This is a genomic window from Mycobacteriales bacterium (assembly GCA_036497565.1).
Classification (GTDB): domain Bacteria; phylum Actinomycetota; class Actinomycetes; order Mycobacteriales; family QHCD01; genus DASXJE01.
Map to the genome: position 1 here is coordinate 20,789 of DASXJE010000148.1, position 20,853 is coordinate 41,641.

Genomic DNA, 20,853 nt, shown 5'->3' on the forward strand with positions numbered 1-20,853 from the left:
GGCCTACCCCAGGCCGATCGAGTCGGCGGCGACCGCGACCTCGCGGCCCTCCCGGGCCGAGGCGTAGCAGGCGTCGATGATGCGCGCGCGGGCCAGGGCGTCCGTGCCGATGTGCTGCGCCCAGTCGTCGCCGCGGACCTTCTCGACGAACGACCGGACGACCGCACGGTGGCCCTCGCCACGGCCTACCCGGGGCGCGATCACCGCCGGCGCGTCGGCGACGTCGGAGTAGAGCCGCAGGGTGTCCTCCCACGCATAGTTGGGGACGTTGATCTCCGCCCCGCCCTCGGTGCCGTAGAGCGTCACGCCGAAGTCGTCGCCATCGGGCCGGTAGGTCGCCCAGCTCGCCTCGAGCAACAAGGTCCCGCCGCCGGCCAGCCGCAGGAACGCCGTACCGAGATCCTCGACCTCGAAGCCGGAGCCGACCTGCTGCTTGTCGGTGCCGGCGGTGCCGCCGCGGCCGCGGGAGCCGAGCTCGGAGTAGGTGTTGGCGCTGACGCTGGTGACCTGCGGCTCGCCGAGCAGGAACAGCGTGAGGTCGAGCATGTGCACGCCGAGGTCGATCATCGGCCCGCCGCCGGACATCTCCTTGTTGGTGAACCAGCTGCCCAGGCCGGGGATGCCGCTGCGGCGTACCCACCGGGTCTTCGCGTAGTAGATGTCGCCGAGGCCACCGTCGTCGATGTGCTGCTTGAGGGTGTGCACGTCGCCGCGCTCGCGGTGGTTGAACGCGATCTGCAGGACTCGGCCGGCCTTCGCGGCCGCCCGCACCATCTGCTCGCCCTCGGCGCCCGTGCGGGCCAGCGGCTTCTCGCACAGCACGTGCCGGCCGCTCTCCAGCGCGGCGATCGTGATCGGCGCGTGCAGATGGGTCGGGGAGCAGACGCTGATCGCGTCGAGGTCGTCGCGGGCGACCAGGTCCTCCCAGCGGGCGTGCAGGTGGGGGACGCCGTGCTCCGCACCGAGCGCCTGGAGCCGGTCCGGCTCGAGGCCGGCCAGCGCGACCACCTCGACGCCCGGAATCGGAAGGTAGGAGGTGAGATGGGTGCGCCCGGCGTACCCGAGCCCGACCACGCCGACGCGGAGCGGCCGGGCCGCTGGATCTTCAAAAGGCATGCCCGAATGCCTACCACTCCGGTGCGACACGACCTCCGGCGGCCATCACCGTTACCCTCGGTCCATGAGCGTCGAGTCGGTCTTTCCGCGTCTCGAACCGCTGCTGCCGCGGGTGCACAAGCCCATCCAGTACGTCGGCGGCGAGCTCAACGCGACGACCAAGGACTGGGACGACGTCGACGTCCGGTGGGCGCTGATGTATCCCGACGCCTACGAGGTGGGCCTGCCCAACCAGGGCGTCATGATCCTCTACGAACTGCTCAACGAGCGCCCGGACGTGCTCGCCGAGCGCACCTACAGCGTGTGGCCCGATCTCGAGGCACTGATGCGCGAGCATCACCTGCCGCAGTTCACCGTCGACGGCCACCGGCCGGTCGGTGCGTTCGACCTGCTCGGTGTCTCCTTCTCCACCGAGCTCGGCTACACCAACCTGCTCACCGCGCTGGACCTGGCCGGCATCCCGATCGAGGCGGCCGACCGCAGCGCGGACCACCCGGTGGTGATCGCGGGCGGGCACGCGTCCTTCAACCCCGAACCGGTCGCCGACTTCATCGACGCCGCGGTGCTCGGTGACGGCGAGCAGGCCGTCCTCGACATCAGCGACGCGGTGAAGCAGTGGAAGGCGGACGGGCGGCCGGAGGGTCGGGACGGCCTGCTGCTCCGCCTCGCCGGTGTGTCCGGTGTCTACGTGCCGCGGTTCTACGACGTCGACTACCTGCCGGACGGGCGGATCCGGCGGGTGGCGCCCAACCGGTCCGGCGTGCCGTTCCGGGTGCACAAGCGCACCACGATGGATCTCGACGCCTGGCCCTACCCGAAGCAGCCGCTGGTGCCGCTGGCCGAGAGCGTGCACGAGCGGATGAGCGTCGAGATCTTCCGGGGCTGCACACGCGGCTGCCGGTTCTGCCAGGCCGGAATGATCACCCGCCCGGTCCGTGAGCGGAGCATCACCGGGATCGGCGAGATGGTCGAGAAGGGCCTGCAGGCCACCGGTTTCGAGGAGGTCGGCCTGCTCTCGCTGTCCAGCGCCGACCACTCCGAGATCGGCGACGTCGCCAAGGGACTCGCCGACCGCTACGACGGCACCAACACCAGCCTGTCGCTGCCGTCCACCAGGGTCGACGCCTTCAACGTCACCCTCGCCAACGAACTCTCCCGCAACGGCCGCCGGTCCGGGCTGACCTTCGCCCCGGAGGGCGGCAGCGAACGGCTGCGCCGGGTCATCAACAAGATGGTCTCGACGGAGGACCTGATCCGCACCGTCACGACCGCCTACGAGCACGGCTGGCGCCAGGTGAAGCTGTATTTCATGTGCGGCCTGCCGACCGAGGAGGACGACGACGTCCTCGCGATCGCCGACATGGCCCACCAGGTCATCCGCGCCGGGCGGTCGGCGACCGGTGGCCGCGACGTGCGCTGCACCGTGTCGATCGGCGGCTTCGTGCCCAAGCCGCACACGCCGTTCCAGTGGGCGTCGCAGGCCGACGCGGAGACCGTCGACCGGCGGCTGCGGCTGCTCCGCGACGCCATCAACGCCGACCGCAGCCTCGGCCGCCAGATCGGCTACCGCTACCACGACGGCCGCCCGTCGATCGTGGAGGGCGTGCTCTCGCGCGGCGACCGGCGGATCGGGGCGGTGATCCGCAAGGTGTGGGAGGACGGCGGCCGGTTCGACGGCTGGCGGGAGTATTTCTCCTACGAACGCTGGGAGAGCGCCTGCGCCGACGTACTTCCGGCGTACGGCCTCGACCTCGCCTGGTACACGACGCGCGAGCGGGGCGAGCAGGAAGTCCTGCCCTGGGACCACCTCGACGCCGGCTTGGACAAGGAGTGGCTCTGGTCGGACTGGCAGGACGCGATCGACGAGACCGAGCTCGACGACTGCCGGTGGACACCCTGCTACGACTGCGGCGTCTGCCCCGAGATGGGGACCGAGATCCAGATCGGCCCGACCGGCCGCAAGCTGCTCCCCGTCACGCCCCTGTGATGGCGCGTACGCCGGACGGGCCGCCGCCGGCGCCGGTCGCGGCGCGGGTGCGGATCCGCTACGCGAAACGGGGCCGGTTGCGGTTCACCTCCCACCGCGACGTCGCCCGCGCACTCGAACGCGCTCTGCGCCGCGCGGGCACACCCGTCGCGCACTCGGCCGGCTTCAACCCGCACCCCAAGATCTCCTACGTCGGCGCCTCACCCACCGGCGCCGCCAGCGAGGCCGAATACCTCGAGATCGGCCTGGTCCGGTCGGTCGACTCGCGGGCACTGGGAGAGGCCCTCGACGCGGCGCTCCCGGCCGGCATCGACGTGCTCGAGTGCGTCGCGGCGGGCCCGGGATCGCTCGCCGAGCGGATCGACGGAACCTGCTGGCGGCTCGACCTGCCCGGGGTCCCGGTCGAGCTGCTGCGGCGGGCGGTCGACGCCTTCCTGGCGACCGAGCACGTCGCCGTACCCCGGGTGACGAAGAGCGGCCGGCGGGAGGTCGACGCCCGGACGGCGGTGGTGTCCGCGGTCGTCGCAGAGCCCGACCCGAGCGCGTCATCAGGAGGCTCATCGGGTGACTGTGCGATACTGAGAATGGTCGTACGTCTGGTGACACCGGCCGTACGACCGAACGACGTGCTCGCCGCGTTAAGGATTGTGGCGGACTTTTCGCCGCCGGTGCCCGCTCTGGTCACCCGGCTGGCGCAGGGCCGACTCGATGACGGCGGCCGGCTCGCCGACCCGCTCGCGCCTGACCGCGCGACCACCGCACCCGGTGGCCCGCCTGCGGTCGGTGTGTCCGAGGACCCGGCGCCGTCGTTGCACGCACCATCCGCGGGCTGACGCATCCAGTCGCCTGGCCGGCGGACGACGACAGACTTGCGTGTCCGCCACCGGCGGCCACGATGACCCGCCCCGTGCGGATGTCGGCTCAGGCCGAGCGTCCCGGGGCCGAACGGAGATGTGCCGATGCTCGATTCCGAGCCCACCACTGGCCCACCGGCCACCCCAACGACAGAGACACCGGACAATCCAGCACCGCAGGACACGGGGGACGCGCCCGCGAAGGCCACCCGTCGCCGCCGGAGCGCAGCGAGCAAGTCGACCACCGAGCCGACGACCGCGAAGGCCACCAAGGCAACGAAGGCCACGAAGGCAGCCAAGGCCACCAAAGCGACGAAGGCTACTAAAGCCACCAAGGCGACTAAAGCCACCAAGGCGTCGAAGGCCACGAAGGCGGCGGCCGCCGATGCCGCCGCCCAGGCCGACGACAGCTCCGGCACCTCGCCGGCGGCGCCCACCGCCGACGCGGGCACCGACCGGCCGGCGGCAGACGCCGCCGCTCCCACCAAGGCCACCCGCGGCCGCGCGGCGACCTCGATGACCTTCATGGCGCCCCCGGCCGAGACGGCCGCGCCCGCGGCGACCGACGACAATGAGCCGGCCGCCCGCAGTCGCCCGGCGAAGGCGTCCAAGGCCGCGAAGGCCGCGACCCCGCCGGCCGAGCCCGAGCCGGCCCGTGCGGACGGCGACGAGGCCGAGGACGGTACCCGGCGCCGCCGCCGCGGACGGCGTGGGCGAGGACGCGCGCACACCGATGAGGCCACCGGGTCGGGTGACGCCCCGGCCGCTGCGGACGACTCGACGTCCGACGACACCGCGCCGCGGAAGGCCACCCGGTCCCGCAAGGCGACGAAGAAGACGTCCGCCGCCGAGGCCGACTCCGCCACGGGCGACGACACGGCGAACCAGGGCTCCCGGACCGATGACGCCCCGGCCGGCGACGCCGACGAGGATGGCGCGGGCGGGACCAGCCGGCGCCGCCGGCGTCGGCGCCGGCGTTCGGGAGGCGGCGACGGCGAGGCAGCCTCCGACGACCAGCCGACCCGCAGCCGGTCCGAGGGACGCTCCGAGAGCCGTTCCGACGGCGACGACGAGGTCAAGGCCATCCGCGGCTCGACCCGGCTCGAGGCCAAGCGCCAGCGTCGTCGCGACGGTCGCGACCAGGGCCGCCGCCGGGCCCCGATCCTCTCCGAGGCCGAGTTCCTCGCCCGCCGCGAATCCGTCGACCGCTCGATGGTCGTGCGGCAGCGCGGCGACCGGACCCAGATCGGTGTCCTCGAGGACGGCGTACTGGTCGAGCACTACGTCACGACCGCGAAGAGTTCGTCCTACGCCGGCAACGTCTACCTCGGTCGGGTGCAGAACGTGCTGCCGAGCATGGAGGCGGCGTTCATCGACATCGGCAAGGGCCGCAACGCGGTGCTCTACGCCGGCGAGGTCAACTGGGACGTCGCCGGCCTGGAAGGCCGGGCCCGCTCGATCGAGCACGCGCTGAAGTCCGGCGACACCGTCCTGGTGCAGGTCAGCAAGGACCCGATCGGCCACAAGGGCGCCCGGCTCACCAGCCAGATCAGCCTCCCGGGCCGCTACCTGGTCTACGTTCCTAACGGCTCGATGACCGGGATCAGCCGCAAGCTCCCCGAGAACGAGCGGGCGCGGCTGAAGACCATCCTTCGCAAGGTCGTCCCGGACGACGCCGGGGTGATCATCCGGACCGCCGCCGAAGGCGCGAGCGAGGACGAACTCACCCGCGACGTCGCCCGGCTGCAGGCGCAGTGGGAGGTCATCGAGAGCAAGGCGGAGAAGCAGAAGGGGTCGGCTCCGGTGCTGCTGCACGAGGAGCCCGACCTCGCGATCCGCGTGGTCCGCGACGTGTTCAACGAGGACTTCGCCAGCCTGATCGTGTCCGGGGACGAGGCGTGGGACACGCTCGAGCAGTACGTCGACCACGTCGCTCCCGAGCTGCGGCCGAGGCTGAAGCGCTATGAGGGCGACTCCGACATCTTCGAGGACACCCGGGTCCACGAGCAGCTCGCCAAGGCTCTCGACCGCAAGGTGTGGCTGCCCTCGGGCGGTTCGCTGGTCATCGACCGCACCGAGGCGATGACGGTGATCGACGTGAACACCGGCAAGTTCACCGGCAAGGGCGGAAACCTCGAGGAGACCGTCACGCGCAACAACCTCGAGGCGGCCGAGGAGATCGTCCGGCAGCTCCGCCTGCGCGACATCGGCGGGATGATCGTGATCGACTTCATCGACATGGTGCTGGAGAGCAACCGGGAGCTGGTCCTGCGCCGGTTGACCGAGTGTCTCGGACGCGACCGCACGCGGCACCAGGTGTCGGAAGTGACCTCGCTCGGCCTGGTGCAGATGACCCGCAAGCGGGTCGGCCAGGGTCTGCTGGAGGCGTTCTCCGAGCCCTGTGAGCACTGCGGCGGCCGCGGCATCATCGTGCACAGCGAGCCGGTCGACGAGAAGGGTCAGAACGGCCGGAGCAAGTCCGAGACCGCGACCAAGCGCATCGCCTCCGCCAAGGGCAAGAGTTCCGGCGGTGGCGGCCGGGACACGGCGAAATCCGGGTCCGGCGGCCGGGACGAGGCGGACGGCGGCTCCGACCGGCCGGCGTCCGAGAGCGCGGCGTCGGACAGCTCGGCGTCGGACAGCGCTGCCGCCGACAGCCCGGCGTCTGCCGGCTCGGAGGCGACCGACACCCCGCAGCTCGATTTGCCGGCCGTCGAGGCGGCCCGACCCGTCGACACGTCGCCCAACGGCAGGGTCGACGTCGACCCGCAGTTGGCGTCCGCCCTGCGCGAGCCGGCGCAGTCGGCCGACGACGACCCCGACGACATGCCCGACCCGGCCGGCGACGACGACGAGCCGGTGAGCCCGGCCGTCTCCGAGCCGGTCGATCTCGAGCCGACGGCGGGTTCCCGACGCCGGGGGCGCCGGCGGGCCGCGAGCCGACCCGCCGGACCGCCGGCTCCCGTCGAGGCGGGCTGACTGCAGGCGGGTCTGTTCAGTAGAGTCCACGTGCTGACGCGGGGTGCCCTGTCCCCAGGGCTGAGAACAGACCCGTCGAACCTGCTCTAGTTCGCGCTAGCGGAGGGACGTCACCGTGGCCGATGCTGCGACCGTGCTGCCCGGTTCCCTGGTGGCCGCCGACCTGGCCGCCGTACGCCTGCAGAATCCGCTCACCCAGTGCATCACCAACACGGTGGTGACCGGCTTCACCGCCAACACGCTGCTCGCGGTCGGGGCCTCGCCGGCAATGGTGGAGGCGGTCGAGGAGGCCGGCGAGTTCGCCGCCGTCGCCGACGCGCTACTGGTCAATCTCGGGACCTTGTCGGCGGCCCAGGTCGCCGGCATCCGGGCCGCGGTCGACGGCGCCACGACGGCCGGTACGCCGTGGGTCCTCGACCCGGTCGCCGTCGGCGGGCTGCGATTCCGCACCGGCTTCGCGGTCGAGCTGCTCGACCGTCGGCCCACCGTGGTGCGGGGCAATGCGTCGGAGATCATGAGCCTCGCCGGAGCAGGTGGGGTGGCCGGCAGGGGCGTCGACTCGCGGGCCGACTCCGGGGAGGCGCTCGATGCCGCCCGGTCTCTCGCCGCCGCGCGCCGGTGCGTGGTGGCGGTGAGTGGCGTGGTCGACTACGTGACCGACGGCGACCGCGTGATCGCCGTGACCGGCGGGCACCCGCTGATGACCCGGGTCACCGGGGTGGGCTGCGCGCTCGGCGCGCTGCTGGCCGCCTTCCTTGCCGTCGACCCGGACCCCGTGTCGGCGAGCGTCGCCGCGTCGACCGTGCTCGCCGCCGCGGGTGAGGCGGCCGCGGAGCGCGCAGCCGGACCCGGTTCGTTCGCCACCGCACTGCTCGACCAGCTCCACCTCGTCGACCCCGACGACCTCGCCGCCCGCAGGGGCGTGTCGTGACCCGGCTCGACCTCGCCCTCTATCTCGCCACCGACACCGGCCAGTGCGGACACCGTGGCGTGCCGGCCACCGTGCGTGCCGCGGTCGCCGGTGGGGTGACCGCTGTCCAGCTGCGCGACCCGCGGGCCACGACCCGGGCGCTCTACGACCAGACCAGGACGCTGGCCGCCGAGCTCGATGGCACGGGGGTTCCACTCCTCGTCAACGACCGGCTCGACGTCGCACTGGCGGCCGGGGCCGACGGTGTCCACCTCGGACAGGCCGACCTTCCCGTCGAGGAGGCCCGGCGGATCGCCGGTCCCCAGCTGGTGATCGGCTGGTCGGTGTCGACCGCGGAGCAGCTCGAGGCGGCGGTGGCGATGCCCGCCGGGACCATCGACTACCTCGGCGTCGGCCCGGTCTTCGCGACCGGCACGAAACCCGACGCCGGCCCCGCGCTCGGGCTCACCGCGTTGCGCCAGTTGTGCGAGAAATCGACCCTGCCGTGCGTCGCCATCGGGGGCGTCGGCATCGACAACGCCCGTACGGTGTCGGACACCGGGGTCGCCGGGGTGTGTGTGGTCTCGGCACTGTGCACTGCGCCCGACCCCGAACAGATGGCCAGGTCACTACGCCGGGAGGTCGCCGCATGAGGATCCCGAACGTGCTCTCGATCGCGGGTACCGACCCCAGTGGCGGGGCCGGGGTGCAGGCCGACCTGAAGACCTTCTCGGCGGTCGGCGGCTACGGGATGGCCGTGGTCACCGCCCTGGTCGCGCAGAACACCGTCGGCGTCGACGCCGTGCACCAGCCGCCGGCGGAGTTCGTGACGGCGCAGCTGGACTCGCTGTTCGCCGACGTGCGGGTCGACGCCGTGAAGATCGGCATGCTGGGCAGCGCCGACGTCGTCGGCGCCGTCGTCGCCGCGCTCGACCGGCACCACCCCCCGTACGTCGTGCTCGATCCGGTGATGGTCGCCAAGAGCGGCGACCGACTACTCCCCGCCGACGCGGTCGCCGTGCTCCGCGACGAGTTGCTGCCGCGCGCCGACCTGGTCACGCCCAACCTGCCCGAGGCCGCCGACCTGCTCAGCGAGGACGAGGTCACCGACCCGGCCAGCGACGAGGCCGTGATGGCCGACCACGTCGCCCGCCTGGTCAAGCTCGGTGCCCGCCGGGTGCTGCTCAAGGGCGGTCACCTCTACGGCGCGGCCAGCGTCGACCTGTTCTACGAGGACGGCGAGATCCGGCGTTTCACCGGCCCGCGGATCCCCACCCGCAACACGCACGGCACCGGGTGCACGCTTTCCTCGGCCATCGCGGCGCTGCGCCCCCAGCGACCCGGGTGGGGGAGTGCCATCACCGACGCCAAGCGCTACCTCACCGGCGCGCTGCGCGCCGCCGACCGGCTCGACGTCGGGCGCGGCCACGGGCCGGTGCACCACTTCCACGAGCTCTGGGCGCGCCAATGAGTTTCTGCGCCATGGCCTGGTCGCGTACCGCCGACCTGCAGCAGGCGATCCTGGAGCACCCCTTCAACGTCGCGCTCGCCGCCGGCACGCTGGACCAAGACCGGTTCGCCTTCTACCTCGTGCAGGACTCCCGCTACCTGGTCGGCTTCGCGAAGGCGCTCGCGGCGGCCGCCGCCCGGCTGCCGAACCCCGTCGACGCGGCCTTCTTCGCCGGCAGCGCCCAGACCGCGCTCGCCGTGGAGCGGAGCCTGCACGGGGAGTACCTCGCCGGGTTCGGCGTGTCCGCGGCGGAGACAGCCGGTATCGAGACCTCACCGGCCTGCGAGGCCTACACGTCGTACCTGCACTCGGTCGCCCTCACCGAGCCGCACCAGGTGCTCGTCGCGGCCCTGCTGCCCTGCTTCTGGGTCTACGAGCACGTCGGTAGGACGATCCGCGACAAGGCGGGTGATCTGTCCGGCCACCCGTACGCCCGCTGGATCGCCACCTACGCGCACGAGGACTTCGCCGAGTCGGTACGGCGGGCCCGCGAGGTCGCCGACCGGCTGGCCGCCGGGGCGGACCGGGAGCTCGAGCGCCGGATGGGCGCGGCCTTCACCCGCGGGTGCGAGTACGAATGGCTATTCTGGGACTCGGCCTGGCGCCTCGAGACCTGGCCCACCCGGCGGTGGCGGACGCCTGAGGACGCCCGGAATGGGATGTCGGGCGACGATCCGGTAACCTAGACCGTCGGTGCGCTCGACGCGCCCCTTCTGCACGTGCCGCACGCAGGGCACGCACCTCGACGAGCAAGGAAGTAGGTCCCGCGGTGTACGCGATCGTGAAGACCGGCGGACGGCAGTACCGCGTCGCGGTCGGCGACGAGGTGGAGGTCAACACCCTCGACGGCGAGCCGGGCAGCAGCGTCACGCTGCCCGCGCTGCTGCTGGTCGATGGTGGCACCGTCACCGCCGACGCCGACGCGCTGGCAGCGGCCACCGTGACCGCCGAGGTCGTCGGCCACACCAAGGGCCCGAAGATCAAGATCCACAAGTTCAAGAGCAAGACCGGCTACCACAAGCGGCAGGGGCACCGCCAGGCGCTCACCCGCGTCAAGGTCACCGGCATCGAGAGCGGAAAGTAGGCCGCGACATGGCACACAAGAAGGGCGCTTCGTCCTCCCGTAACGGTCGCGACTCCTCCGCGCAGCGGCTCGGCGTCAAGCGCTTCGGCGGGCAGGAAGTCAACGCCGGCGAGATCATCGTGCGGCAGCGCGGCACCCACTTCCACCCCGGTGTCGGGGTCGGGCGGGGCAAGGACGACACGCTGTTCGCCCTCTCGGCGGGCGCCGTCCAGTTCGGGTTGAAGCGCGGCCGCAAGATGGTCAACATCGTCCCGGCCGCCGCCGACAACTAAGCCAACACACCATCCCTCGACGTCCATGAGGTGAGCAATGACCTCGTTCGTCGACCGCGTCGTGCTGCACGTGTCCGCCGGAAACGGCGGCCACGGTGCTGCCTCCGTGCACCGCGAGAAGTTCAAGCCGCTGGGCGGTCCGGACGGCGGTAACGGCGGCGACGGCGGCGACGTCGTCCTGGTCGTCGACTCCGGCGTCCACACGCTGCTCGACTTCCACCACCATCCGCACCAGCGGGCGACCAACGGGCGCGGCGGGCAGGGCAGCAACCGCGGTGGAGCGGCCGGCTCCTCGCTGGAGCTCCGCGTCCCGGACGGCACCGTCGCGCACACCCCCGCCGGCACGGTGCTCGCCGACCTGGTCGGCGCCGGCACCCGCTACGTCCTGGCCCGCGGCGGCAAGGGCGGCCTCGGCAACGCGGCCCTGGCCAACCGCCGGCGTAAGGCCCCCGGCTTCGCGCTGCTGGGAGAGGCCGGCGAGCAGCTCGATGTGGTCCTGGAGCTCAAGAGCGTCGCCGACGTCGGCCTGATCGGCTTCCCCAGCGCCGGGAAGTCCTCGTTGGTCGCCGCGTTGTCCGCCGCCCGGCCCAAGATCGCCGACTACCCCTTCACCACGCTGGTGCCCAACCTCGGCGTCGTGACCGCGGGGGACACGATCTTCACCGCCGCCGACGTCCCCGGGCTGATCCCCGGTGCGGCGACGGGGCGCGGCCTCGGGCTGGAGTTCCTGCGGCACGTCGAGCGCTGCGCCGTACTCGTGCACGTCGTCGACTGCGCGAGCCCGGAGTCCGGCCGCGACCCGGTGTCGGACGTCGACGCCGTGGAACACGAGCTCGCGCAGTACGTCGGCGACCTGTCCGGCGATCTGGCCGACCGGCCACGCATCGTGGCGTTGAACAAGGTCGACGTGCCCGAGGCGCGGGACCTGGCCGAGCTCGCCCGGAGCGAGCTCGAGGCGCGTGGCCTGCCGGTGTTCCTGATCAGCGCCGCGACGCACGAGGGGCTGCCGGCGCTGCGTTACGCGATGGCCGAGCGGGTCAACGAGCACCGCTCGGCGACCCGGTCGGAGGAACCGACCCGGATCGTGCTCCGCCCGGCCGCCGTCGACGAGATCGGCTTCACCGTCGTGGCCGACCCGGAGATCCCCGACGGCTTCCTGGTCACCGGCGACAAGCCCCGGCGCTGGGTGCAGCAGACCGACTTCTCCAACGACGAGGCGGTCGGCTACCTCGCCGACCGGCTCGCCCGGCTGGGGGTCGAGACGGCGCTGGCCGAGGCCGGCGCCCACCCCGGGGACGCCGTACGCATCGACGACGTCACCTTCGACTGGGAGCCCAGCAGCGGTGCCGACGAGGAGCTCGCGCCGGGGCCGCGTGGGGAGGATTCCCGGCTGGATCGGTCGACCCGGACCCGGGCCGACGAGCGGCTGGCCGCCAAGCGGGCCCGCCGTCGCCCCGACCAGCCGTGAGCGCCGACGCCGCCGGCAGGCGAACCGTCCGCGACGCCTCCCGGGTCGTGCTCAAGATCGGGTCGTCCTCGCTGACCACGGTCGAAGGCGGCCTCGATCCGGCCCGCCTCGACCGGCTCGTCGACGCCGTTGCGGCCCGCCGCCGCGCCGGGCACCAGGTGGTGCTGGTGTCCTCGGGGGCGATCGCCGCCGGGCTGGCGCCGCTCGGGCTGCCGCGCCGCCCCCGCGACCTCGCGACCCAGCAGGCCGCCGCGAGCGTCGGCCAGATGATCCTGGTCGAGCGCTACGCCGCGTCCTTCGCCCGGCACGGCCTGACGGTCGGCCAGGTCCTCCTGACGGTCGACGATCTGGTCCGCCGGGCCCACTACCGCAATGCCCTGCGCACCCTCGACCGCCTGCTCGGGCTCGGCGTCGTGCCGATCATCAACGAGAACGACGCCGTGGCCACCGACGAGATCCGGTTCGGCGACAACGACCGGCTGGCCTCGCTCGTCTCCCATCTCGTCACGGCGCAGGCGCTCGTCCTGCTTTCCGACGTCGACGCGCTCTACACCAACGATCCGCGCAAACCCGACGCCCGCCGGATCCCCGTGGTCCGCAGCGAGGCCGAACTCGCCGACGTACGCGCTCGGCGGACCGGCGCCGGTGGCGTCGGCACCGGCGGGATGGCCAGCAAGCTCGACGCCGCACGGATGGCCGGCGGCGAGGGAATCACCGTGCTGCTCGCCTCGGCCGAAGACGTGGCGCCGGCCCTGGCCGGCGAGGAGGTCGGCACCGTCTTCGCGCCGACCGGGCGCCGGGCGACCTCCCGGCTGTTCTGGCTGCGGCACGCCACCACCGCGCGGGGGGCTCTGGTGCTCGACGCCGGAGCCGTCGCGGCCGTCGTACGCCGACGCGCCTCGCTGTTGCCGGCCGGGGTCACCGCCGTCCGCGGGGACTTCACCGCTGGTGAGCCGGTCGAATTGCTCGGGCCGGACGACACGGCCGTGGCTCGCGGACTTGTCGGCTACGACGCGGGGGAGTTGCCGGCGATGCTCGGTCGTTCCACCCGCGAACTCGACGCCGAACACCGACGCGAGGTGGTGCACCGCGATGACCTCGTCCTACTCTGACCGGGCTCTGACGGGCGCCGTCGCGGTCCGGCCGTGTGCGACCCTGAGGCAGATACGGACAGTGTCGGCGCCCTGGATGAGCTGCGCGGACCACACAACCGAGTAGGGGATTCGATCCATGGTGGGCGGTTTCGAGCGGGATGTCGTGGTGATCGGTGGCGCCGGTCGGGTCGGCCTGCCGTTGGCGATCGCGTTGGCCGACCGGGGCGCGTCGGTGACGATCTACGACGTCAGCGACGAGGCGGTCAAGCTGGTCAACGATGCGGTGATGCCGTTCGACGAGCCGGGCGCGGCCGAGATCCTGGCTCGGGTGCGGGCGGCGGGGTCGTTGGTGGCCACCACCGATCCGGGTGCGGTCGGCGACGCCGAGCACGTCGTCGTGGTGATCGGCACGCCGGTGGACGAGCATCTCAACCCGGATCCGCAGGCGATCCCGGTGGCGCTGGCGGCCTGTGCGGAGTACCTGCGGGACGGTCAGTTGATCATCCTGCGGTCGACCGTCTACCCGGGCGTGACCGCTCTGGTGGAGTCGATGGTCGCGCAGTGGGGCCGCGACATCGAGGTGGCGTTCTGCCCGGAGCGGATCGCCGAGCATCAGGCGATGACCGAGCTGGTGAGCCTGCCGCAGATCATCTCGGCCCGGTCGGACTCGGCGCGGGAGCGGGCCAGCGCCCTGTTCTCCCGGCTCACCTCGACGCTGGTGCAGTTGGAGCCGGAGGAGGCCGAGCTCGCGAAGCTGTTCACCAACACCTGGCGCTACATCAAGTTCGCCACCGCCAACCAGCTGTTCATGATGGCGAACGACCGGGGCCTGGACTTCGACCGGATCCGCACCGGGCTGATGACCGACTACCCCCGCGCCGCGGACATGCCCGGCCCAGGGTTCGCCGCCGGGCCCTGCCTGTTCAAGGACACCATGCAACTGGCGGCATTCAGCGACAACAACTTCGGTCTCGGGCATGCCGCGATGCTGGTCAACGAGGGCCTCCCGCTCTACCTGGTCAGCCGGCTCGCCGAACGCCACGACCTGGCCCGGATGACCGTCGGGATCCTCGGGATGGCCTTCAAGGCGCGGTCGGACGACACCCGCTCCAGCCTCTCCTACAAGCTCAAACGGGTTTTGGCGTTCAAGGCCGCCCGGGTGCTCACCACCGACCCCTACGTGAAGACCGACCCCACCCTGATCCCGCTCGAGCAGGTCCTCGCCGACGCCGATCTCCTCATCATCGCGACCCCCCACCCCGACTACGCCGACCTGTCCACCCACAAACCCGTCATCGACATCTGGAACCTGCTCGGTCACGGGACGCAGGTGTGAGTACGTCGAACCGGCCTCGGGTGTCCGTCGTCGTACCCGCGTACCAGGAGGGGCCGGCCATCGTGCCCTTCCTCGACCGGCTCTTCGAATCGGTCACCCTCGACTGTGAGGTGTTGATCGTCGTGGACACCGACCAGGACATCACCATCCCGGTCGTCGGGCACTACGCCGAGGACGAGCCACGGCTGCGCTGTGTGGTCAACAGCTACGGACCAGGACCGGCGAACGCTATCCGCTACGGCATCGACGTCTCCCTGGCACCGACCGCCGTCGTGACGATGGCGGACGGTAGCGACGATCCCCGCCAGATCGACGAACTCGTCCGACTCGTCGAACGCGGCGTCGTCATCGCCGCCGCCTCCCGCTACATGCCCGGCGGTCAGCAGGTCGGTGGCCCGCTCCTCAAGTCGCTGCTCTCCCGCACCGCCGGGCTGTCGCTGCACACCCTCGCCCGGGTCGGCACCCGCGACGCAACCAACTCCTACAAGGCCTACAACACGCAGTTCGTGCGCGACGTCGGCATCGACAGCAGGCACGGGTTCGAGATCGGACTCGAGCTCACCGCGAAGGCGAAGCGACTCGGCCGTCCGATCGCCGAGATCCCCACCATCTGGCTCGATCGTCAGGTCGGTGACTCGCACTTCGACCTCACCCGGTGGATTCCGCGCTACCTCCACTGGTACCGCTACGCCTTCGGCCCGACCCGCACCGTCGAAGAGATCAACAAGGCGGCCCCGGATTCCCGAGATGCCTAGCCGCAGAATCGGTTCCGACGCGTCGCACACGTCCATGGATTCCCAGGAGTTGGCACTGTGAAGGTATTGGTCAGCGGTTCGTCCGGCTTCATCGGCGGATACGTCGTCGAGGAACTGCTGCGGCGCGGGCACACCGTCGTCGGCGTCGACAACTTCTCCAAGTACGGGCGGGTCGCCAAGTCCTACGACGACCACCCGAGCTACCAACTGGTCGAGGGCGACGCGCGCGACACCGAGCTGATGACCCGGCTCCTCTCCGACTGCGACCACTTCATCGCCGGTGCGGCAATGATCGGCGGGATCTCCTACTTCCACGCCTACGCCTACGACCTGCTGGCCACCAACGAACGGATCATGGCGGCGCAGTGCGACGCGGCGATCGCCGCGCACCGCGACGGCCGGCTGGCGAAGGTCACCTACCTGTCCAGCTCGATGGTCTACGAGTCGACCGACCACTGGCCGTCGGCGGAGGGCGACGAACGCCGGATCGCGCCGCCGCTCTCGTCGTACGGGTTCCAGAAGCTGGCCGTGGAGTACTTCGCCCGGGCCGCGTGGGACCAGTACCAACTGCCCTACACGATCGTGCGGCCGTTCAACTGTGTCGGGACCGGCGAAGGACGCGCGCTCGGCGACGTGGAGGTCGCGTCGGGCAACGTCAAGCTGGCGATGAGCCACGTCGTCCCGGACCTGGTGCAGAAGATCGTCAAAGGTCAGGATCCGCTGCACATCCTCGGCGACGGCAACCAGATCCGGCACTACACGTACGGCGGCGACCTCGCCCGCGGGATCGTCACCTGCATGGAGTCACCCGCCGCGGACAACGACGACTTCAACATCTCCACCGCCGAGTCCACGTCCGTGCAGGCGTTGGCCGAGACGATCTGGCGCAAGGTGAAGGGCGACGCGCCGCTGACCATCGCCCACGACCCGGCGTACGAGTACGACGTGCAGAAGCGGGTGCCGTCGGTGGCGAAGGCCAAGCGGGTGCTCGACTTCGAGTGCACCACCACCCTCGACCAGATGCTCGACGAGGTCATCCCGTGGATCACCCAGGCCGTGGCCGAGGGCCGGATCTGAGCGCCGTTCGGGCGGCCTAGGCTTAAGGGCACGGAAGGGGGTTGCGGCGATGGACGACGCGCAGGTCGCCGATCAGGTGCACGCCGCGGCGCGTCGTGCCCGGGAGGCCGCCGCGCAGTTGGCGCCGCTGACCCGCGCGGTCAAGGACGGCGCCCTGGGCGCGATGGCCGACGCCCTGGTCGAGCACACCGCCGACGTGCTGGCAGCCAACCGCGCCGACGTCGACGCCGGCCGGGCCGACGGCCTCGCCGAGTCGCTGCTCGACCGTCTCACCCTGACCGCCGAGCGCATCGAGACGATGGCGCAGGGACTGCGGGACATGGCCGCGCTGCCCGATCCGGTCGGCGAGGTGATCCGCGGGTTCGCCCTCCCGAACGGCCTCAGTGTCGAGCAGCGGCGGGTCCCGCTCGGCGTCGTCGCGATCGTCTACGAGGCCCGTCCCAACGTCACCGTGGACGCGGCCGGGCTCTGCCTGAAGAGCGGCAACGCCGTGCTGCTGCGCGGTTCGGGGTCGGCGTACCGCTCGAACGCGGCACTTGTCGACGTGCTCGCCGCCGCCGGGGAGAAGGCAGGGCTGCCGGCCGACGCAGTCACGCTCGTGCCCGGCACCGACCGCGCCTCGGTCACCGCGTTGCTCAAGGCGCGCGGCCTGGTTGACGTCGTGATCCCGCGCGGCGGCGCGGGCCTGATCCGCCACGTCGTCGACACGGCGGTGGTCCCGGTGATCGAGACCGGGATCGGCAACTGCCACGTCTACGTCGACGCGGCCGCCGACCTCGACATGGCGCTGGCCATCACGGTGAACGCCAAGGTCTCCCGGCCCAGTGTCTGCAACGCGGCCGAGACCCTGCTTGTGCACCGCGACGCCGCCGAAGCATTCCTCCCCCGGATCCTGCCCGCCCTGCATGACGCCCGGGTCACCGTGCACGGCGACGAGACCGTCTGCGGGCAGGACCCGCGCGCGGTCCCGGCCACCGACGAGGACTGGGCGGTCGAATACCTCTCCCTCGACCTGGCGGTCCGGGTCGTCGACACGCTCGACGACGCCGTGGCCCACATCCGGCGATGGGGGAGCGGGCACACCGAGGCGATCGTCAGCGACTCGCAGCCGGCGATCCGGCGGTTCGTGGCGCACCTGGACAGCGCCGCGGTCATGGTCAACGCCTCGACCCGGTTCACCGACGGCGCCGAGTTCGGCTTCGGCGGCGAGATCGGCATCTCGACCCAGAAATTGCACGCTCGCGGGCCGATGGGCCTGCCGGAACTGACCAGCACGACCTACGTCGTCACCGGCGACGGTCAGGTGCGCTGACGGCCCGCCGAGGTCGGATCGAAAAAACATTGCGAAAACCGCGTCATAACCGCACGCCTGCGTCGTGTCTTCACTGCACGCGGCGAGTCGGGGGAGCGCCGGGCAGGCGGCGGGGTCTCGCGGCCATGGGGGTACTGCGAGACCCGCCCCACTAGCATCGGTGTGATGACCGGACGAAGCGCCCAGGACGCGGGAAAGCCGCGATTGGGCATCATGGGCGGCACCTTCGACCCGATCCACCACGGCCACCTCGTCGCGGCCAGCGAGGTCGCCGACCTCTACGCGCTCGACGAGGTGCTGTTCGTCCCGACCGGCCAGCCGTGGCAGAAGGAGGGCGTGACGGTCAGCCCGGCCGAGGACCGCTACCTGATGACGGTCATCGCGACCGCGTCAAATCCACGCTTTTCGGTCAGTCGGGTCGACATCGACCGCGGCGGTCCGACGTACACCATCGATACGCTGCGCGACGTCGCCGCCGAGCGCCCCGACAGCGAGCGGTTCTTCATCACCGGGGCGGACGCGCTCGACGCGATCCTGTCCTGGAAGGACGTGGACGAACTCTTCGGGCTCGCCCACTTCGTCGGGGTCACCCGGCCGGGCTATTCGCTCACCGACGCCCACGTGCCGCCGGACAGCGTCAGCCTGCTGGAGGTGCCGGCCATGGCCATCTCCTCCAGCGCCTGCCGGGCCCGGGTCGCCGCCGGCCGCCCGGTCTGGTACCTCGTGCCCGACGGGGTCGTGCAGTACATCGAGAAGCGTCGGCTCTACCGCGCGTGAGAGGCTTGACTGCGTGACCGCATCTGACCGCGCCCGCGATCTCGCCGATGTGGCGGCCCGGGCCGCCGCCGAGAAACTTGCCCACGACATCATCGCTCTGGATGTGAGCGACCGGCTCGTGATCACCGACGTCTTCCTCATCGCCTCCGCGCCTAACGAGCGGCAGGTGTCCGCGATCGTCGACGAGATCGAGGAGCGGCTGCGGCAGGCCGGGGCGAAACCGGTCCGCCGCGAGGGCGAACGCGACGGGCGGTGGGTGCTCCTGGACTACGTCGACATCGTCGTCCACGTGCAGCACGCCGAGGAGCGGACCTACTACGCCCTCGAGCGGCTATGGAAGGACTGCCCCGTCCTCCCGCTGCCGGAGAACGTGGCCAGCGGGATCGGCGACGGAGACCGCTCCTGACCGGCGACCGTCGGGTCGTGCTGTGGCGACACGGACAGACCCGATGGAATGTCGAACACCGCTTCCAGGGCAGCACCGACATCGCACTCGACGAGGTCGGCCGCGAGCAGGCGGTGCGCGCGGCCAAGCTCCTGGCCGGGCTGCGGCCCGACGCGATCATCTGCTCCGACCTGAGCCGGGCCACCGAGACCGCGGCGGAGCTGGCGAAACTGACCGGGCTGCCGGTGGCCACCGACCCGCGGCTGCGGGAGCGTTCGGGCGGCCTGTGGGAGGGCCTCACCGGCACCGAGATCCGGCAGCGTTACCCCGAGGAGTGGGCCCGCTGGGACCCGCCGCAGGGCGAGGCCGAGGTCGACGTCGCCGCGCGGGTGGTCGCTGCGGTGCAGGAGGCCATCGTGGGCCTGCCCGCCGGGGCTACCCTCGTGGTGGCGAGCCACGGCGGCGCGATCCGCGCCGGGATGGCGGCGATGCTGGGCCTCGACCCGGCGACCTGGGACCGGCTCGGCCCGCTGGCCAACTGTGCGTGGTCGGTCGCCGGGGAGGCGCCGGCGGGATGGCGGCTGACCGGCTGGCGCCTGCTCGAGCACAACGCCGGCACGCTGCCCGAGCCGGTGCTGAGCGACGACAGATAGCCACACCGGGAGTTGCAGCAGTCGACGCCTACACCTGGGCCAAGACCGCCCTGATCCAGCGGCTGGTCGACCGGGCCCGCGACGACCGCGGGCTGCCCAGAGTCGATGTATGGGAGGACTAGCGATACTATGAGCGGGTGATCACAGTAATTCGCCTGCTCCTTATCGGGCCGCGCTGACCGGCGATATTCCGGCAGTGCGGCGAGCCCTTGCGACAGCAGGGGCTTTTTTCGTGGCATTTCTGCCCCCGAAGCACCCCGACGAGGAGCCCACACCATGACCAGCACCCCGCAGGTGCCGCCGTACCGGTACACCGCCGCGATGGCGGACCGGATCGAGACGGCGTGGCAGGACAGATGGGCGCGGGAGGAGACCTTCGCCGCGCCCGACCCGGTCGGGCCGAGGTCGAAGGGCTTCGACCGGGTGGCCGACCGGCCCAAGCTGTACGTGATGGACATGTTCCCCTACCCGTCCGGGGCGGGTCTGCACGTCGGGCACCCGTTGGGGTACATCGGCACCGACGTCTACGCGCGCTACGCCCGCATGACCGGGCACAACGTGCTGCACACCATGGGTTTCGACGCGTTCGGGCTGCCCGCCGAACAGCGTGCGGTCGAGACCGGCCAGCACCCGCGGGTGTCAACGTACGCGAACATCGACATCGCCCTGCGCCAGCTACGCCGGCTGGGCCTGGGCCACGACGAGCGGCGCCGGGTCAACACCACCGACCCGGAGTTCTACCGGTGGACGCAGTGGATCTTCCTGCAGATCTTCAACTCCTGGTACGACACCCACGCCGACAAGGCCCGGCCGATCGCCGAGCTGATCGAGGAACTAGACGCCGGCAGCCGCGAGCCGGCTGAGGGCACGAACGAGACCGGCCGGCCCTGGGCCGAGCTGTCCGACGTCGAGAAGCGGCGCGTCGTCGACAACCACCGGCTGGCCTACCGCGCCGAGGCGATGGTCAACTGGGCGCCCGGGCTGGGCACGGTGGTGGCCAACGAAGAGGTCATCGACGGGCGCAGCGAGCGCGGCAACTTCCCGGTGTTCCGCAAGCCGCTGATGCAATGGATGATGCGCATCACCGCGTACGCCGACCGATTGCTGGCCGACCTGGACCAGCTGGACTGGCCGGACAAGGTGCGCACCATGCAGCGCAACTGGATCGGCCGGTCGAGCGGTGCGCACATCGCGTTCCCGACCCCGGTAGGTCCGCTGGACGTGTTCACCACCCGTCCGGACACGGTGTTCGGCGCCACCTACATGGTGGTGGCGCCGGAGCAC

20 protein-coding genes and 1 riboswitch are annotated in these 20,853 nt (G+C 71.6%); of the genes, 19 read left to right on the forward strand and 1 reads right to left on the reverse strand.

All coding sequences use genetic code 11. The features are described from left to right. Positions 1-3: 3 nt before the first annotated feature. Positions 4-1,116 carry a Gfo/Idh/MocA family oxidoreductase gene (locus tag VGH85_13065; GenBank protein ID HEY2174731.1) on the reverse strand — a complete coding sequence of 371 codons (1,113 nt, stop codon included), beginning with the start codon at positions 1,114-1,116 and terminating at the stop codon, positions 4-6. 64 nt (positions 1,117-1,180) lie between these two features. Here VGH85_13065 and VGH85_13070 point away from each other — a divergent pair, with 64 nt between their 5' ends. The 19 genes from VGH85_13070 to VGH85_13160 all read left to right on the forward strand — a co-directional run. Next, positions 1,181-3,103: a TIGR03960 family B12-binding radical SAM protein gene (locus tag VGH85_13070; protein ID HEY2174732.1), complete on the forward strand. Its 1,923-nt coding sequence runs from the start codon at positions 1,181-1,183 to the stop codon at positions 3,101-3,103. Continuing rightward, entirely contained in the window at positions 3,103-3,936 is an 834-nt protein-coding gene (locus VGH85_13075) for a TIGR03936 family radical SAM-associated protein (GenBank protein ID HEY2174733.1), read from the forward strand. The genes VGH85_13070 and VGH85_13075 overlap by 1 nt, the downstream gene beginning before the upstream one ends. 126 nt (positions 3,937-4,062) lie before the next feature. Further along, positions 4,063-6,936, forward strand: coding sequence for an Rne/Rng family ribonuclease (locus tag VGH85_13080; protein ID HEY2174734.1), 2,874 nt, complete (start codon positions 4,063-4,065; stop codon positions 6,934-6,936). Between the two features lie 29 nt (positions 6,937-6,965). Further along, positions 6,966-7,061, forward strand: a riboswitch (TPP riboswitch). After that, a complete protein-coding gene (gene thiM / locus VGH85_13085) occupies positions 7,052-7,867 on the forward strand; it encodes a hydroxyethylthiazole kinase (protein ID HEY2174735.1) in 816 nt (271 codons plus the stop codon). (Overlaps the previous riboswitch by 10 nt.) Beyond that, positions 7,864-8,499 carry a thiamine phosphate synthase gene (thiE, locus tag VGH85_13090; GenBank protein HEY2174736.1) on the forward strand — a complete coding sequence of 212 codons (636 nt, stop codon included), beginning with the start codon at positions 7,864-7,866 and terminating at the stop codon, positions 8,497-8,499. Before thiM ends, thiE begins: the two co-directional genes overlap by 4 nt. Further along, positions 8,496-9,317 (forward strand): bifunctional hydroxymethylpyrimidine kinase/phosphomethylpyrimidine kinase, encoded by an 822-nt coding sequence (gene thiD, locus VGH85_13095; protein ID HEY2174737.1) that lies wholly within the window; start codon positions 8,496-8,498, stop codon positions 9,315-9,317. The genes thiE and thiD overlap by 4 nt, the downstream gene beginning before the upstream one ends. An 11-nt stretch (positions 9,318-9,328) precedes the next feature. Continuing rightward, on the forward strand, positions 9,329-10,042 hold the full coding sequence (tenA, locus tag VGH85_13100) for a thiaminase II (GenBank protein HEY2174738.1): 714 nt from the start codon (positions 9,329-9,331) through the stop codon (positions 10,040-10,042). 83 nt (positions 10,043-10,125) lie between these two features. Further along, positions 10,126-10,440 carry a 50S ribosomal protein L21 gene (gene rplU, locus VGH85_13105; GenBank protein HEY2174739.1) on the forward strand — a complete coding sequence of 105 codons (315 nt, stop codon included), beginning with the start codon at positions 10,126-10,128 and terminating at the stop codon, positions 10,438-10,440. Positions 10,441-10,448: 8 nt separating this feature from the next. Further along, complete coding sequence (rpmA, locus tag VGH85_13110) at positions 10,449-10,712, forward strand: 50S ribosomal protein L27 (protein HEY2174740.1); 264 nt, start codon at positions 10,449-10,451, stop codon at positions 10,710-10,712. Positions 10,713-10,749: 37 nt separating this feature from the next. Continuing rightward, a complete protein-coding gene (obgE, locus tag VGH85_13115; GenBank protein HEY2174741.1) occupies positions 10,750-12,180 on the forward strand; it encodes a GTPase ObgE in 1,431 nt (476 codons plus the stop codon). Then, positions 12,177-13,292, forward strand: a complete 1,116-nt coding sequence (gene proB / locus VGH85_13120; GenBank protein ID HEY2174742.1) for a glutamate 5-kinase — start codon at positions 12,177-12,179, stop codon at positions 13,290-13,292. Before obgE ends, proB begins: the two co-directional genes overlap by 4 nt. Positions 13,293-13,410: 118 nt before the next feature. Beyond that, on the forward strand, positions 13,411-14,610 hold the full coding sequence (locus VGH85_13125) for a nucleotide sugar dehydrogenase (protein HEY2174743.1): 1,200 nt from the start codon (positions 13,411-13,413) through the stop codon (positions 14,608-14,610). Further along, positions 14,607-15,365, forward strand: coding sequence for a glycosyltransferase family 2 protein (locus VGH85_13130; protein ID HEY2174744.1), 759 nt, complete (start codon positions 14,607-14,609; stop codon positions 15,363-15,365). Before VGH85_13125 ends, VGH85_13130 begins: the two co-directional genes overlap by 4 nt. A 57-nt stretch (positions 15,366-15,422) precedes the next feature. Next, a complete protein-coding gene (locus VGH85_13135) occupies positions 15,423-16,442 on the forward strand; it encodes an NAD-dependent epimerase/dehydratase family protein (protein HEY2174745.1) in 1,020 nt (339 codons plus the stop codon). A gap of 49 nt (positions 16,443-16,491) precedes the next feature. Beyond that, positions 16,492-17,754, forward strand: coding sequence for a glutamate-5-semialdehyde dehydrogenase (locus VGH85_13140; protein HEY2174746.1), 1,263 nt, complete (start codon positions 16,492-16,494; stop codon positions 17,752-17,754). Between the two features lie 165 nt (positions 17,755-17,919). Further along, on the forward strand, positions 17,920-18,531 hold the full coding sequence (gene nadD, locus VGH85_13145; GenBank protein HEY2174747.1) for a nicotinate-nucleotide adenylyltransferase: 612 nt from the start codon (positions 17,920-17,922) through the stop codon (positions 18,529-18,531). Positions 18,532-18,544: 13 nt separating this feature from the next. Continuing rightward, the gene (gene rsfS, locus VGH85_13150) at positions 18,545-18,937 is read left to right on the forward strand and encodes a ribosome silencing factor (protein ID HEY2174748.1); all 393 of its coding nucleotides are present in this window, start codon (positions 18,545-18,547) and stop codon (positions 18,935-18,937) included. Between the two features lie 17 nt (positions 18,938-18,954). Then, positions 18,955-19,569, forward strand: a complete 615-nt coding sequence (locus VGH85_13155; protein HEY2174749.1) for a histidine phosphatase family protein — start codon at positions 18,955-18,957, stop codon at positions 19,567-19,569. 276 nt (positions 19,570-19,845) lie between these two features. Beyond that, positions 19,846-20,853, forward strand: a 1,008-nt coding sequence (locus tag VGH85_13160) for a class I tRNA ligase family protein (GenBank protein ID HEY2174750.1), incomplete at its 3' end; no start/stop codon positions are given.